18 protein-coding genes are annotated in these 14,915 nt (G+C 45.6%); 8 read left to right on the plus strand and 10 right to left on the minus strand.

All coding sequences use genetic code 11. The annotated features are described in order from the left end of the window. The first annotated feature begins 79 nt into the window (after positions 1-79). Positions 80-1,765 (plus strand): ABC transporter substrate-binding protein, encoded by a 1,686-nt coding sequence (locus RH45_RS06245; protein ID WP_008075090.1) that lies wholly within the window; start codon positions 80-82, stop codon positions 1,763-1,765. A gap of 15 nt (positions 1,766-1,780) precedes the next feature. On the opposite strand, the gene RH45_RS06250 is transcribed toward RH45_RS06245, so the two are convergent. The 3 genes from RH45_RS06250 to RH45_RS06260 all read right to left on the minus strand — a co-directional run bounded on the left by RH45_RS06250 (position 1,781) and on the right by RH45_RS06260 (position 3,785). After that, on the minus strand, positions 1,781-2,599 hold the full coding sequence (locus RH45_RS06250; protein ID WP_008075091.1) for a substrate-binding periplasmic protein: 819 nt from the start codon (positions 2,597-2,599) through the stop codon (positions 1,781-1,783). Positions 2,600-2,754: 155 nt separating this feature from the next. After that, a complete protein-coding gene (locus RH45_RS06255) occupies positions 2,755-3,243 on the minus strand; it encodes a hypothetical protein (protein ID WP_039958288.1) in 489 nt (162 codons plus the stop codon). 29 nt (positions 3,244-3,272) lie between these two features. After that, entirely contained in the window at positions 3,273-3,785 is a 513-nt protein-coding gene (locus RH45_RS06260; RefSeq protein WP_008075093.1) for a nicotinate-nicotinamide nucleotide adenylyltransferase, read from the minus strand. A gap of 172 nt (positions 3,786-3,957) precedes the next feature. Here RH45_RS06260 and nadE point away from each other — a divergent pair, with 172 nt between their 5' ends. After that, the gene (gene nadE, locus RH45_RS06265; protein WP_008075094.1) at positions 3,958-4,785 is read left to right on the plus strand and encodes an ammonia-dependent NAD(+) synthetase; all 828 of its coding nucleotides are present in this window, start codon (positions 3,958-3,960) and stop codon (positions 4,783-4,785) included. Between the two features lie 259 nt (positions 4,786-5,044). After that, positions 5,045-5,593, plus strand: a complete 549-nt coding sequence (locus RH45_RS06270; protein ID WP_008075095.1) for an MSHA operon transcriptional regulator — start codon at positions 5,045-5,047, stop codon at positions 5,591-5,593. A 37-nt stretch (positions 5,594-5,630) separates the two neighbouring features. Here the strand turns inward: RH45_RS06270 and RH45_RS06275 are convergent, their stop codons facing one another. The 3 genes from RH45_RS06275 to RH45_RS06285 all read right to left on the minus strand — a co-directional run bounded on the left by RH45_RS06275 (position 5,631) and on the right by RH45_RS06285 (position 7,843). Continuing rightward, a complete protein-coding gene (locus RH45_RS06275) occupies positions 5,631-6,413 on the minus strand; it encodes a substrate-binding periplasmic protein (RefSeq protein WP_008075097.1) in 783 nt (260 codons plus the stop codon). A gap of 125 nt (positions 6,414-6,538) precedes the next feature. Further along, on the minus strand, positions 6,539-6,823 hold the full coding sequence (locus RH45_RS06280; protein WP_008075100.1) for a hypothetical protein: 285 nt from the start codon (positions 6,821-6,823) through the stop codon (positions 6,539-6,541). 90 nt (positions 6,824-6,913) lie between these two features. Then, positions 6,914-7,843 carry a carbamate kinase gene (locus RH45_RS06285; protein WP_008075102.1) on the minus strand — a complete coding sequence of 310 codons (930 nt, stop codon included), beginning with the start codon at positions 7,841-7,843 and terminating at the stop codon, positions 6,914-6,916. A gap of 346 nt (positions 7,844-8,189) precedes the next feature. Here RH45_RS06285 and RH45_RS06290 point away from each other — a divergent pair, with 346 nt between their 5' ends. Both RH45_RS06290 and RH45_RS06295 read left to right on the plus strand, forming a co-directional pair. Beyond that, on the plus strand, positions 8,190-8,741 hold the full coding sequence (locus RH45_RS06290; RefSeq protein WP_008075104.1) for a DUF924 family protein: 552 nt from the start codon (positions 8,190-8,192) through the stop codon (positions 8,739-8,741). Positions 8,742-8,775: 34 nt separating this feature from the next. Then, positions 8,776-9,753, plus strand: a complete 978-nt coding sequence (locus RH45_RS06295) for a D-2-hydroxyacid dehydrogenase family protein (protein ID WP_008075106.1) — start codon at positions 8,776-8,778, stop codon at positions 9,751-9,753. Positions 9,754-9,763: 10 nt separating this feature from the next. On the opposite strand, the gene RH45_RS06300 is transcribed toward RH45_RS06295, so the two are convergent. The 4 genes from RH45_RS06300 to hutW form a co-directional block, all read right to left on the minus strand. Next, a complete protein-coding gene (locus RH45_RS06300; RefSeq protein WP_008075108.1) occupies positions 9,764-10,285 on the minus strand; it encodes an ATP:cob(I)alamin adenosyltransferase in 522 nt (173 codons plus the stop codon). Positions 10,286-10,356: 71 nt separating this feature from the next. Continuing rightward, positions 10,357-10,887 carry a heme utilization protein HutZ gene (gene hutZ / locus RH45_RS06305; protein WP_008075110.1) on the minus strand — a complete coding sequence of 177 codons (531 nt, stop codon included), beginning with the start codon at positions 10,885-10,887 and terminating at the stop codon, positions 10,357-10,359. A gap of 73 nt (positions 10,888-10,960) precedes the next feature. Next, entirely contained in the window at positions 10,961-11,464 is a 504-nt protein-coding gene (gene hutX / locus RH45_RS06310) for a heme utilization cystosolic carrier protein HutX (protein WP_008075112.1), read from the minus strand. A gap of 9 nt (positions 11,465-11,473) precedes the next feature. Beyond that, entirely contained in the window at positions 11,474-12,847 is a 1,374-nt protein-coding gene (hutW, locus tag RH45_RS06315) for a heme anaerobic degradation radical SAM methyltransferase ChuW/HutW (protein WP_008075114.1), read from the minus strand. Between the two features lie 169 nt (positions 12,848-13,016). Between hutW and RH45_RS06320 the strand changes: the two genes are divergently transcribed. The 3 genes from RH45_RS06320 to RH45_RS06330 are packed head-to-tail and all read left to right on the plus strand — an operon-like array spanning position 13,017 to position 14,904. Then, positions 13,017-13,784 carry an energy transducer TonB gene (locus RH45_RS06320; protein ID WP_039958289.1) on the plus strand — a complete coding sequence of 256 codons (768 nt, stop codon included), beginning with the start codon at positions 13,017-13,019 and terminating at the stop codon, positions 13,782-13,784. Positions 13,785-13,786: 2 nt separating this feature from the next. After that, a complete protein-coding gene (locus RH45_RS06325; protein WP_008075118.1) occupies positions 13,787-14,494 on the plus strand; it encodes a MotA/TolQ/ExbB proton channel family protein in 708 nt (235 codons plus the stop codon). Then, positions 14,491-14,904: an ExbD/TolR family protein gene (locus RH45_RS06330; protein ID WP_008075120.1), complete on the plus strand. Its 414-nt coding sequence runs from the start codon at positions 14,491-14,493 to the stop codon at positions 14,902-14,904. The genes RH45_RS06325 and RH45_RS06330 overlap by 4 nt, the downstream gene beginning before the upstream one ends. Positions 14,905-14,915: the final 11 nt, after the last annotated feature.

Consider the following 14,915-nt stretch of genomic DNA (forward strand, 5'->3'; position numbering starts at 1 on the left):
TTGATTTCCATACGATTGGTTTATTATCGGAATTAAAAGATGAAGAAAAATAGAAGTTGAAAAAGGATATTTCACCTTTATGCGCTATTGGAATGCATTGGCTTTCTGCCAATACCACCTCACGACCACTCAGTTTGTGCCTGTCTCACTCGATGTATTCAGTACCGCGCTTAGCTGCACGCGCCGCAACGCTCAACTGTTAATCAAACGCCTTGTTAAAGAAGAAGTGATAGAATGGCAACCGGGAATCGGCAGGGGGAATCATCCCAAAGCAAAGCGACTGAAATGTTTGGCACAAAGAATAGAATTTCAAGCACACCGATGCTTAGAGCAAGGTCAAATAGAAGACGCAATCGCTTTGATCCATAGTGAAAAGCGCAATCAGTTTCTCTCCGAGTACTTAGCACAATATCAAGCTACACCAAGCAAAGCGCATATTCTACAAGTGCCTTTCTATCGTGGCACTCATAACTTAGATCCCATCACAATTAATCGCCGAACAGAACAGCATATTGCTAGCTACCTCTACGCAAGGCTGTTAAAACAAGACTCTCACAGTAACGGCTTCGAAGGTGACCTAGCCCACTCTTGGGTGCACAGAGGCGACACTTTATCGATTGTACTGCGCAAAAATCTGACCTTTCACGATGGCAATCCACTACTGGCTGCAGATGTAAAAGCACACTTCGAGCGATTGATGGCCTCTTCATCAAGCTCAGTGGCATTGTTTAGTTACATAGATAGCGTGATTGTTGATGGCGATTATCGCATCACATTTCGCAGTAACACTATGCCTTCGTTGTTGCCTAAGCTGCTTGCACATGGAGCAATGGGGATATGTAAAATGGTCGGTGACACTCTCTATGGCAGCGGTTCATTTATCCTCAAAACCCAAACCGAGTGGCAGACGACGTTAACGTGCAACCCTCATTATCATGGTTTTAGACCTTGGCTTGACGGCATAGAAATATGGAATATCGGTGACAAAGCGAAGACATTTGAGTTGAACAGTGATGTGGTCCATGGCAGTCATTTAAAACACAGCCGCAAGGGGTTTATCCGCCACCAGCAATGGGAACGCGGTTGTGTGCACAGCATGCTCAACCCCAAACGCCACACTTGGATGAGATCGCTTAAACACCGCCAATACTTACAGCAGATTATTACTTCGATGCCTGAGCCCAGAGGTCTAGATTGCGAAAAACTGGCGACGGCGACAGGCATGATGTCTGCCCCTAAGCCGATTGTGTCTCAAATGGCCTGTATAGAACGGTTTGACATTGCACCACCTTGCGAAGCGCTAACTGTTCTGACCTATCAGCTAGGCACTCACATCGCCAGCGCCAAGAGATTGGTTGAGACTCTTCAACTAGTGGGAGTCCCTTGCGAGTTGGAAGTGGTTGAATACCCAATCTTTAACCAGCTTACTACACTTGCCAGCGCCGATATCATTGTGACGGGGGAAGTGTTTAGTGACGATATCGAAATGTCTTGGTTAGGTTGGCTACTGGCCACTCGTTCCAACGACGCTTGTTACACCAGCGATGACCGAATTTGGCTGAATGAGAATATTCAGCGGGTAATGCAGTTCGAGTCAGACGCGGATAAGCACAACGCTTTTCAGTCGTTAGAGCGCGCGCTGATCGATAAAGGCATCTATCAACCTATGTACCATGTCGAGCAGGATCTTAATGTGTCTGAGAATGTCTCCACCCCTGAGCTACTTGCCAATGGCTGGATAGATTTCAACCAAGTCACACTGTAAACGCGGCGATGAGTACTACCTTTGCTTCTGAAGGTGGCGATAGTTTGCCATCACATCGCTATTCGGTTGGTACTGCGAGATTAACTGCTCACGCAATCCTTGTTCACGCAGCAACAAAAAGCTTTCTTTAAGGGCCTTGACGACTTGAGGTGACGTCTTTTTGCCCGTGACCAGCCACAACTCTTTACACAATTGGCGGACTTTCATCACTTCAACAAAATTATTGGGGTCAAATCCGTACTGCTCCATACGATAGTAGTAACTCGCCGTCACAAGCGGCGCAAAATCGACTCGGTCGGCACGAAGCAAGCGGATGACATCTTTCCCTTGCTCAACAGGAATACGATTTGTCATTCCTAGCTTCAGTAGCAGCTCTTCAAATGAACTCTCAGCTTGGGTAGCGAAGCGGAAGTCTACGAGTTCGTCGAGATCGATAGGTAGAACATCGGGTCCATCTTTATAGCGGTACAGGCCGACTTCATAGGGAGATACTTCTCCGATCCAGTGATACTGGCCTTCACGCTCTGGTGTACGAGAAATCGAAAAAAACAGACTATTTTCATCTCTTTGCGTGATGCGAATAGCCCGCTTCCAGGGAACAAAATGGACAGCCTCTATCTCCATGGGTAGCGATTTGGCCGCTTGCTCCACTATCGCTTCAACGAACTTCACCACATACCCTTCGGGGCGATGATCAATTTGGACTTGCAGAGGGGGGAATTCTTGAGTGTAGAGGTTAAGCTTGATTGGCTCGGCTGCAACGCTAGCGGCGAAAGCAGCCGCAATCAACAACGCCAAGCGACGAGAAAGGCTGCAAAGAATGGTCGAAAACATGAAATTATTTTTATTATTTATATAGTTAGAGTGAAACTATAAATTAACCATTTTTTATAGCAACCGATTATAGGTCTAACCATTGATTCGATCACGCAGACAAGAAAGCGCTTTTACTACCGACATAAAAAACAATAACTGGATCAAGTTACCCACTAAAATGGTAATTCAACTTGCATCATCACATCACCGTCGTAACGATCATGCCAGCGATAATCCAGACGCATTCTTGGTTCCCCAGAAGCTTTCGTACCAAAGCCCAAACTCAGCTGAACACCATGACTCAAAATCCATTCTTCTGCATCCATGTGTTGCAAACGCCCTTCCAGCTCGGAAGGAACCCAGATACCTAGGCCAATGTAGTTAGAGGCTAAGCTTTGGGTCAAAATAGGGTTGGTTTCGCTTTGGAGCACCCAATTCGACCAGTAGTCTGTTTCTTGCGCTGAGTCGTCTTGGCTCACAAAGTCATAAAGCTCATCCACTTTAGTCGCGGTGTACTCTATGCCCTCTAACAGCGAGAAACAAATCCCATTCGAGGAGTGGAACAACACCGACTCATTGGATAAATCAGGCTGATACATCTCGCAGGCACCCGCCGATCCGGAAAATACCGCCAGTAAAGTCATCAATTGCACCTTACTCATTCACACCTCTGATTTATCGTAGAATGCTTTTAATAATACGCTTTATCGACCAATTTTCGCCACACTTTAGGGGTGGTCAATTGTGAGATATCGTTACTGTTTTTCAGCGCATTGCGAATATCGGTACTGCGAACCTTAACCTTTTCTGGGCAAGCCATCACAGCCCAACGAGACAAGATTTCATCCGCTTTATAGAATTTAGCAAAATTAAGCAGATTGTCCGGCCCCATTACGAAAGTTAGCTCGCAATTTTCATACCGACTTTCTAGCGCTTCTAAGACGGCAAACGTCGTCACGCTTTCACCCGGAGTATGCAGTTGTTCTTCAATTGTCGAACGCTCCACATTGTCCATTCCGAGATCATCGATGAACTCGTCAACCAACTCACAGCGGGCTGTGTAATCCAGCATTTGTTTACCCCAAGCATGTGCAATGCTCGGCAGGAGAAGAACTCTGTCGTAGTGGGCGAGCGACTCGATAACACTTTTATGGCCGAGACTAGGTGGATTAAATGCGCTACCAAATACGGCTATTTTGTTCATTTTTTCCCTTATTTTATGCTGAAGACTGTGATCACAGTTTTCTATTAGGTGGATTTAGGTATCATAGAGCCTTGGTCACTTTACGAGATCACTTTAGCAAAAAAGGTCATCTCGTAAGATGATTAAATATCGAAACAAATTTTAACGTTATTGCTTGCAGGAAGGAAACAGAATGGAACAGTTGATTCGCGACGAGATGCGTGTACTGCCATCGATAGACCCTCATTTTGAAATTACCCGTCGTGTCGACTTCATCAAACGCAAATTGCAGGAAGCAGGATGCAAAGCGCTGGTTCTTGGGATCAGCGGTGGTGTTGATTCGACTACATGTGGACGTTTAGCTCAGATCGCAATTGATCAGCTCAATGAAGAGACCACTGGTGGCTACCAATTCATTGCCGTTCGCCTCCCGTATGGTGAGCAAAAAGATGAAGACGAAGCACAATTGGCACTTGGCTTTATTCAACCGTCTCACTCGGTATCGGTAAACATCAAAGCAGGTGTTGATGGAATTCATGCAGCAACCAATACCGCATTGGAAGGCACAGGCTTGATCCCACAAGATGCAGCAAAGGTCGACTTTGTAAAAGGCAATGTCAAAGCGCGCGCGCGCATGGTCGCTCAATACGAAATCGCGGGCTATGTGGGTGGCTTAGTTCTCGGTACCGACCATTCAGCTGAGAATATTACTGGCTTCTACACCAAATTTGGTGATGGTGCTTGCGACTTGGCTCCGTTATTTGGGCTAAGCAAACGCCAAGTACGAGAGGTCGCGGCTACTCTTGGCGCACCTGAGCTACTGGTGAAAAAAGTCCCTACCGCTGATTTAGAAGAGCTTGATCCGCAAAAAGCCGATGAAGATGCGCTTAACCTCACTTATGACCAAATTGACGACTTTTTGGAAGGCAAACCGGTTTCTCAAGAGGTGACCGAGCGCCTTGTACACATTTACAAAGTCACTCAACACAAGCGCCAACCGATCCCAACCATTTACGATTAACGCCTTCAGCCCACAGTGACCACTGTGGGCGATTGCTTATCCATAAGTGCGCAAAATAGAAAGAGCGCAACGTAACACTAAGCCGCCTAAAAACTCACCATTTATTGACCTTTTTATCTAGCTACTTTTATTCGTTTTCTCTAAAATACTCTTCGGAGACTGTCTTCAATTTCACGCAGTCGCAATAAAACATTAAACCTTACTGCTATCACGCTTGAATCAGTCCTTTTGTTTTCGAAAGTAATAAGTGTATTGGTATATGGATCAAGATAAGTTTACGAATATTTATCGCTTGCCAACCGCGATTCAAATCCGCATTGGTAAATGGCAACAGACCTTCAATGGCACTTCAGATCTTGTGATGCATCAAGCGATTGATGTTCGCAACAAGCAGTACCGCAAGCAAAACTATCTGCCTGCTGGTTGGTGTGTACAACTTTTTGATAAAGAAGATATTTCTATCACCAATCATGGCAAATACATTCAAACCGCAATGCGAACCATGCTTGACCGAAAAGTCTCTTACAAGCGCATCTATTTAACTCGCTTGCCACTGGAGCAAGCGGAGCCAGGCTTGATCGCGTTTAAACAAGAGTGGATAGCAAAACACAATCGAGTTGCGCGTAAGTACAATCAGATACGCAAAAAACAATTCATTAAAATGGCACTTGAAGAGCAAGAGACGCTCTATCCATCGATTGAAAAAGCACAGTTTGATCGAACCTTGTGGAATAAGCTGGCTATTTCAGAGCTGGGGAACCCTAAAAAGTTTGATAATCCGTACTTTGTAAAAAAAGCCAAAGTGTAATCATAAAGCAGCCTAGAGCTGCTTTTTTGTTGTCGGCCTAATATCTTGCGAGTATTTCCTCATACAAGGTTTTGCCTGAATCGCCTTTCGTCGATTTAAGTAAATCGACCCCGCGTTGAAGCTTCTCTACCAATTCAGTATCAGTTTGCTTGTTAAAAGCAAAATACACTTCCCCTTCTCGCACTAAATACACCGATTGAAACATCTTCGGGTCAACATCGACTTGACGAGACCACCAATAAGCGGCGCGTTCAGAGTACACTAACAAATCAATACGCTTCTTCATTAACTGCTCAGCAAGCACAGTTACGTAAAGTGCCTCTTGCATTGAGTCACGTGGTATTCCCATAGAGAGGAGACTTTGTTCACCAATATCATCGCGAATCACGCCAATCCGATACTGAGCCATATCCATAGGTGAAGCAATATTGATGTCTGAGTCTTTGCGCGCGAGCACCACTACTTTAATTCGCGCAATTGGACCAACCCAAAGAAACAGATCTTCACGATGCTCAGAGCGGGTTGTCGAAAAGAGCACGGTATTTTTTTTGGTCAATACTGTACGATAAGATCTCGCCCACGGCTGCAGTATCAGCTGATCTAAATCTATCGGCTCACCAACCACCTTACTTGCCTCAAGCAGCAAATCTACGGCATAACCGGTAATCCGTTCGTTATCTAGGTAATTGGCAGGAGGGTAAGTTTCGGTATAAAACGTGAGCTGCCTGAGGTCTTTTCGACTATCACTCAGTACCGTAGCTGAAAAGCTCCAGCTTAATAAGAAAAAAACTATCAAACGGTAAGTGTTTAACTTAGCCATAGACTCGCCCTCCCTAGCTCATACTTATAAACGTAGTTCATATGCAGAAAGTTCTAAAGAAAGTGCGAGTAGAATCTCACTATTACCTCTATGGAGGTATGGCCGCTTTATCTATGAGCAAAGTGTTACGCTAACAGTCCATTTTTTTGCAATGCGCGTTTAACGCTTGTACACATTTTGCCGAAACGTCGAATCTCATCAAACTGAGGGATCACCCCTCTGTGCATCGCCGCTTCCCAATAAGTGAGCTCAGAATCCACCATTTCGAGTAACTTCTTCGGACAGCCCATACAACTTCCTTTTAAGCCGCAGATAAAGGTTTCTGGCTCGTACAAAGGCAAGGTGACTTTGACTTGTTCGATGATTGAATACATCGCCGAAACGCGATCGGGTTTAGAAGAGGTAGGCATTCGAAGTGCGCCAACAAAGAAAGAGTTGGCGCATTATAGGGGCTGACGGAGAAAAGCCAATACCTATTGTGAGTAGTCTAATAAGGCAAGTTAGTAGTACTCAATACCTTCGCCTTGAGTGATTAAGGTTCCGGCTTGCTTGCTAATCACTTTGTCGAGTTCAAACAGCGATCCAATTGCCGCTTCACCACGACCCGATTGAACAAACTTACACACGGCATCCACTTTTGGTCCCATTGAGCCTGCAGGGAAGGTAAAGTCTGCGAGCCCTGCTGGAGTCGCCACCTTCATTTCTGCCTGATCTTCTTTGCCGTAATTACGATAAATCGAGCCGTCAGTCAAAATAACGAATAGATCGGCATTAATACGCTCTGCGAGTAATTCAGCTGTCAGGTCTTTATCAATCACACATTCAACGCCAACACTGTGTCCGTTTTCAATCGAAACTGGCACACCACCGCCACCACACGCAATCACTACGTTGTCAGCATTTAACAGGGTTTCGATTTGAGCCACTTCAACAATCTCTTTTGGCATAGGAGAAGGCACAACGCGACGGTAGTATTCACCATCTGCTTTAAATTGTTTGTCACTGCTTGCCATGATCTCTTGCGCTTTCGCTTCACTGTATACAGGACCAACAAACTTGGTTGGGTTAGCAAAGGCAGGATCTTCTTTGCTGACTTGAGTCTGTGTGACCAGTGTAGCGACATTCAGACGAGCATCGCTGTTGCGCAATTCTTGTTGCAACATATAGCCAACCATGCCACATGTTTGAGACCCTAGCACGTCCATAGGGTACGGCGTGGTTTGTGGTGAATACTCTTGGTATGCCGCATTTTGCTCCATCAGAAGGCCGACTTGCGGCCCATTACCGTGCACGATAACGACTTGGTGCTCTCCAGCAATATCAGCAATGTTCTTCGCTGCACGTTGGATGTTTTCTCTTTGATTTTCCGCCGTCAAAGCCTGACCACGAGCGAGCAACGCATTACCACCTAACGCTAATACAATACGCATAAACCTACCCTCCAGAATCGAATTTTGTGTATGGAATTTATTTGAATTGTTCGGTGGAGAGATTAATTAAATAAGTACAATCAAATCGTGATTATTATCGACAATATTAACCATGAATAAGAAGGGATATATATCCAAGAGTTCATAGACTGAATATTATTTCGCAAACACTCATTACTGTATATTTTTCGTCATTAAATAGCGAAAAAGGCTGAATAGTTAATTAAGTTATCAAGGCTAGAGCTAACAGTTTTTTGTCTAGCTTCTTAAACTCCATCACAAAATGGTTTACTGTAATGCACGCTCAGCAATAATTATCCGACCATTATTCAGTATGGGAGACACTATGAATATCAATAGTACGGCACAGGAAGTCCTCAATTTTTGGTTCGAAGAACTTGAGCCCAAAGACTGGTTTGTCAGCAGTGATGCAGTTGATAAAACGATTATCCAGCGCTTTAAAAGCCTGCTCGAAAGCGCCTCTAAGTCAGAACTTTATGCATGGCGAGAGACCGCAGAGGGTCGCTTGGCCGAGGTGATTGTCCTCGACCAGTTTTCACGCAACATCTACCGCAACTCACCGCTCGCGTTTGCACAAGATCCGCTGGCCTTAGCTCTCGCTCAAGAAGCCATCAGGTTGGAGCTTGACCAACAACTGCCCATAGAGAAACGTGCATTCCTTTATTTACCTTTCATGCATAGTGAATCGAAAGTTATTCATAAAGAGGCTGTAAAGTTGTTTAGTCAACCGGGTTTAGAGAATAATTATGACTTTGAACTAAAGCACAAGGTGATAATAGATAAATTTGGTCGATACCCGCATAGAAATTCGATATTAGGCAGAGAAAGCACACAAGAAGAAATAGACTTTCTTACTCAGCCAGGTTCAAGTTTCTAACAATAAATAACGTCAGTTTGAAAGGACAAACCCATTGAAAATCGCAATATTAGATGATTACCAAGATCAAGTTCGCCACTTAACCAGCTTTACGGCGCTGCAAGCCCATCAAGTCACCGTGTTCAACGATACCATAACTGACCTCGACGCTTTGGTCGCTCGTCTTCAGCCATTCGATGCTGTTATTCTTATTCGCGAGCGCACCGAAATCAGCCAAGCCTTGCTTAGTCGGCTACCTAACCTTAAGTTAATCAGTCAAACAGGTAAAATTAGCAATCACCTGAATCTTGATGACTGCACCCAACATAACGTGGCGGTTGCTGAAGGCGTTGGCTCTCCGGTAGCGCCTTCAGAGTTGGCTTGGGCATTAATCATGGCCGCCACACGCCACCTTCCGAGCTATATCGCAAACTTACATCAAGGTCACTGGCAACAATCAGGTCCACTTGGGTTAGGAACCTGTTTGCACGGCCGTACCTTAGGCATTTGGGGCTTTGGCAAAATCGGTCAACGCTTAGCGAAATTTGCCGACGTCTTTGGCATGAAAGTAATGGTCTGGGGGAGTGAAACGTCAAGAGCCAAAGCCGTTCAAGATGGATACCAAGCGGCACAAAGTAAAACGCAGTTTTTTCGCAACTGCGACATCGTCTCTCTAAACTTACGACTCAATAACGCCACGCGCCACATCGTTACCCTAGAGGATATCAATGCGATGAAATCAGGCTCGTTACTGGTGAATATCAGTCGTGCAGAGCTCATTGAACCGAATGCTTTGTATCAATCTCTGCGTGATAATCCAGATAAACTCGCCGCTGTGGATGTGTTTGAACAAGAGCCAGCAAACCACGCAAATCAACCGCTTCTCAGCTTACCCAATATCGTCGCTACGCCCCACCTAGGCTATGTCGAACAAAACAGCTATGAGCTCTACTTTAAGTGGGCTATCAACAATGTAGTCAGTTTTGCCAACGGTGCACCAGAAAACATCGCCAATCCGCAAGTATTGAGCTAGTGTCTCTGGCTTAATAACTCCGACTCACGAACTCGACTTCCTGTACTTGCTGTACACGATTGGTATAGGAAGCGAGTGCATACATTACATTGGCCAATAGATTTGCGTAGCGGAATAGAATTGGGGCTGGGCTGCGTTTCCCAGAATGCTCTATTGCGACTAGGGCTCTCACCACTTTTTTAGCCTGTGTACGACATAAATGCAGTTCTGCAGACGTGCGGTGACCTCCCGGTAGAACAAACCCTTTAAATCCCCCGTCTAACTTTTCGCGTAGCGCATTGTAATCTTGATAAAGCTCTTGCAACTGGGTTTCATCAATCGCCAGTTTGCCGCGAACCGAACCATTAAGATGATAAACATTAGGCTGTAAGCGACGGAGTATGTCACGGCTGACATCGTCCAGCTCTAATGTCAGCACTAGACCAACGCGGCTACATAACTCATCACTTGCGATTTCAAAATCGCAGACAGGGCTATCTTCGTAAATAAAGGGATAGCAAATTTCACCATGGTCTTTGCTTACAGGTCTCAATGTTCGCTCCTTGTATCAATAAAAAAAGGGGCTCAACAGCCCCTTTCTGATCTTCCTAGAATAACGGAAAACTACTGATTAGAAACCTTTTTGTGGCCTTCTTGTAGGTGAACAAAGTCAACAAGGTCGTCGCCAGACACCTGATACGCTTGACCGAAGCCCTTCACGAACAACCCCTTCTCTGGTTTCATGTTGAACAGAACGAAGTCTTCTAGCTGGCTCAAACCGTCAATGATTTCACCGAAACGCTCTTTTAGTTGAGCGACCACTTGCAACCATTGCTCTGACTCACGCTCTACCACGCTAGCCGCCGCATCGAACGTTAAACGCTTACGAGCAAATAGCTGCTTAGAGCTATCTTCGTCTTCGATCATCATGATCGACACGCTTGGGTTTGCTTTAAGGTTACGAGCATGGCGAGCAATTTCAGAGATCAGTACAAAGTAACCATCCTGGTTTTGAACAAAAGGTGCATAGCTGACATTCGGACGACCCTCAGCGTCGACGGTTGCTAGCTGTAGCGTGCGACGCTCTTGGCGAAACTCTTTAATTTCAGGTCCTAGTCGGCCTTGCAGGCGCTCTTGTTTTACTTGTTGATCCATTATTGACTCCTAACTTTCTCTTTTTGCCAGCCTGCTTTTAGTTCACAAACTGGCGCTATTTTAATTATATGTACTATTTCTTGAACTCTTGTTGCCACTGCTTGAACTGTTCAACTTGTTCAGCAATGAGCTCACGCTTTTCGTTGCGACCTAAGTAGATCTTGAAGATGTTGTTACCCGCTTCACAGAAGAAGCCAAAGTGGTGACTTTCTCGTCCCATGAATGGCTTACTCACTAAAGCAATGTTTTTAACGTTGTCCAATTTAAGGTGACCGTGCAGTTCACCTTCACGCCCCATTAGGTTGTAGTAACCACGCGCAACCTTACCTTTAGGGAAAGGCGCCTTCACTTCGAAGATCGAGCCAAACGAGTGAACGATAGTCGTCACTGGTCCAAAGCCAACGAGTTGCTCAAGAATGGTTTGAGCTTGTTCACCAGGAACTAACGCAACCATTGCTTCAGGCAGTGCCGCGACCGCTTCAAATTCAGAAATCTCTAAACGCTCTGCGATTGCAGCTGGGAGTAAAGTAGGTTCTTGCTCAATTAACTGAGCCACTTGTTGCTTAATTGCTTCCATATTTTTCACTTATAACGAAACCGCAGACTCAACTGCAGTGGTTTGTTGAAAGGTTTGCTGTAAAACTTGAATTGCCGCTTGCGCTAAAGACACAGTCCAAAATCGTCCTGCCAGTGTCAGCACCAAGTAATCATCTTCGACTTGAGCCAATCCACGCTGTTGCCATACTTCAAACAGTGGTCGTAAAAACTCAAAACTCGACTGCCCGTTGAAATCAGGCAAAGCGATTTTGCTGACAACACCATGGTCAAAGCCGGACTTCAGTGCGGCAAACAGTGGCTCCAAGAAGTGTTGCTTGGTCAACATCACTACCGTCGAATCGCCAGACTTAATCGCGTTCATATAGCTTTCTAATGTGCGGTGATTCATCATGCCGAATCCACCTATGTTTCCGCCAGCACCGCAACCTATGGGTAAAACTTCCGCATAGGTTTTGGCTAAGCTGTTGTATTGGCTGCGTTCGCGATTATCACGAGTCCAGTGATTGACACTGAGCTGGGTTAAATGGTGCTTCGCCATAAAATCACTGCCGATTTTATACATCGCCGCTTTCTCGGCGGTGGTAGCCGGAGCTGGTATGCGACCTTTTTCAACCATATTGATCATTGGCGCACTGCCACCCACAACGAGCTGATACAAGTCGAGACCGTGCGCGCCTGTCGCCATAAAGTCGTTGAGATCTTGCTCAAACACTTCTTCGGTTTGGTAAGGCAAGCCATAGAGTAAATCGACGATGATTGGTGCTTGTTGGGTCGCGCTCAATGAGGCCACTCGCGCCATCACATCTTCGCGGTCATCTAGGCGTTTTGCGCTGCGGCGAACTTTCGTATTGAAGCTTTGAATGCCAAAAGAGTATCGGTTAAAGCCACCTTCAAGGGAGCGCTCAAACATTTCATCGCTGAATCGGTTGATACGTCCTTCAAGGGTGATCTCACAATCCGTAGACAGTGGGAAAGAGCGACGAATTGCTTTGCCAAGCCGCTCTACTTGCTCAGCAGAAAGATCGGTTGGCGTACCTCCACCAATGTACACGGCATGAAACAGGCCAGTTTGTGTCCAAGGCTGTGCCGCTTTTTGTGCGATTTCGATCATTAACGCTTCGAAGTAGTCATCCACCAGCTTACGGCTTGCTGCGTTTTGAAAGAAGTTACAGAAGGTGCATCGAACACGACAAAACGGGATGTGAATGTACAAGCATCGTTTGGCGCTTTTTTGACCTTGTTGATCGTATAACCGACTCAGAATTTCAACTTTCTGATCCGGTGGGATTGGTGAAGCCATTCCACCAGCATGCGCTGACTTTTTTTGTGGAAAAGCGTACCTGAGAGGATCGGGCGTATCAGCCCCTAAAATTGATTCATCAAATTTATAAATATCTAACATCTTATTAATCTCTCAACGCTTGTCATCCCTGGCTTCACGTCGTTTTAACTGAATACTGAAAACATGATAATTTGGGGCTAATGATAATGCAATTGATAATTGATCTTATTTGTATTGTGAGTAATAATCGCATTCCATTTTCAAGTAATCAGAGCTTTGTGAGGACAGTGTGAATCTGAAACGATACACAATTGCAGGAGGCGTCTCCTTGATGGTGCATGCAGCATTCCTGTTTGTCGCCCATGAACCTAAGTCTTTCGCGATGCCGGCAGGCGCCGATAGTTCAGTTGTATCTATCACGTTTACCCCCGCACCACAGCCGAAAGCTGCAGAGAACACGCCGACTGAAACGCCACCAGTAGAGCAAACCGTTGAACCACCACCTCCTCCACCTCCACCTGTCGAACCGCCTCCGGTTAAGAAGGTAGTGAAAAAGGCGCCGGTAAAGAAACCAAAACCCGTCGAGAAAAAGCCTGAGGTCAAAAAGGTAACTAAGAAGCCACCACCGAAGAAACAACCGCCTAAGCCTCAACCGAAAAAACCAGAGCCCAAACCGGCGGTTGAGCAAAAAGTGGTAAAAAAGGAACAGCCGAAAAAGCAAGACGTCAAAGAAGTAAAGAGTCCAGAGGCCACCAACTCAGGTATCGAGAAGATACCGGTCTTGGTACAAGAACCTTCCTTCTTGAGTAAGCCACGCCAGCCTAAGTATCCGAGAATCGCTCAAAAGAGGGGGATTGAAGGTACGGCAATGATCGAGGTTTGGCTCGACGAAAATGGCAAGCAAGTCAAGCAAGTACTCGTCTCGTCATCCGGTGCAACCATACTCGACAAGTCTGCGCTGAAAGCAATTAAGAAGTGGAAATTTTCTCCACACACAGTCGGTGGCAAATCCGTTGCTCACCGAGTAAAAATCCCAGTTCGCTTTAAATTGGATTAGTAATGGAACATTTAGAAAATATACAACAGCAACTTGGCCTTATGGCTTGGCCACTTATCATTTGTTCAGCCCTGACTGTAATGATTATTGCTGAGCGCCTTTTTCAAGTTTTAATCAGTATCGGTGTTGGCAAGCGTGTCATTCGTACTGAGTTAAAGAATGTATCCCCGACCAACAGCAAGGATATAGAGCAGTTAGCCGAAAAATTGTCACCTAAACGCCCTTTACTCTATAAAGGGGTAGCAATGTTACTCGCTCATCATTCGTTCCCTAAGACACTTCGTGAAGATGCCGCAGGCATGTGGCTACAAGAGAAACGTCACCAACTCAATTCTGGTCTGCGTCTGCTGACACTTATTGGTGTGATTAGCCCTCTTATCGGCCTTTTGGGCACCGTTCTTGGTCTTATTGAAATGTTTAAAGGCGTTGCTGCCTCTACTGGTAATATTACGCCTAACGACCTAGCAGACGGCCTTGGCTTGGCGATGCGTACGACCGCTGCGGGTCTTTTAATTGCACTCCCTGCTATTGCGGGCGCTCAGTTACTTGGTCTTTGGGCCGATAAGGTAATGGCGAAACTGGAGCACACGCTTAACTATGTCAACTTATGGCTAGAGGGTATTAGCCTGCAACATGTCTCGCCAGAGCGCTCAACGAAAACAACAGAGACCGCTAACGACACCAGCAAGCCTATTGAGGCTCAGGCATGATCAAGGTTACACAAGACGATAATCGCTTTGGTCTAACACCAGATCTCACACCATTACTGGATATTATTTTCATTGTAATGGTGTTCCTGATGCTGACGGCGGCAGTGAAATTGGATTCATTAGAGGTGGATTTACCGACCACTGACTCACAAGTCGTTTCAGAGGTCGACACTAAGTCAATCACCATCAATATATTATCCGAAGCGCCTTATTGGGCCATCGATGGCAAAGAATACATCGACTGGGATAACTTTACATTGGCACTCCTCGAGCAACAAAAGTCAGATACCAAACCCATTGTTATTGGGGCTGATAAAACCGCTGACGTTCAACACCTAGTCAAACTTTTAGCCTTTCTCCAAGAAAACGGAATTCAAGCTACTCAGTTACTGACGGAAGATTCTAAATAACAGAGTTCAAC

The organism is Vibrio sinaloensis DSM 21326 (assembly GCF_000189275.1).
Taxonomy (GTDB): domain Bacteria; phylum Pseudomonadota; class Gammaproteobacteria; order Enterobacterales; family Vibrionaceae; genus Vibrio; species Vibrio sinaloensis.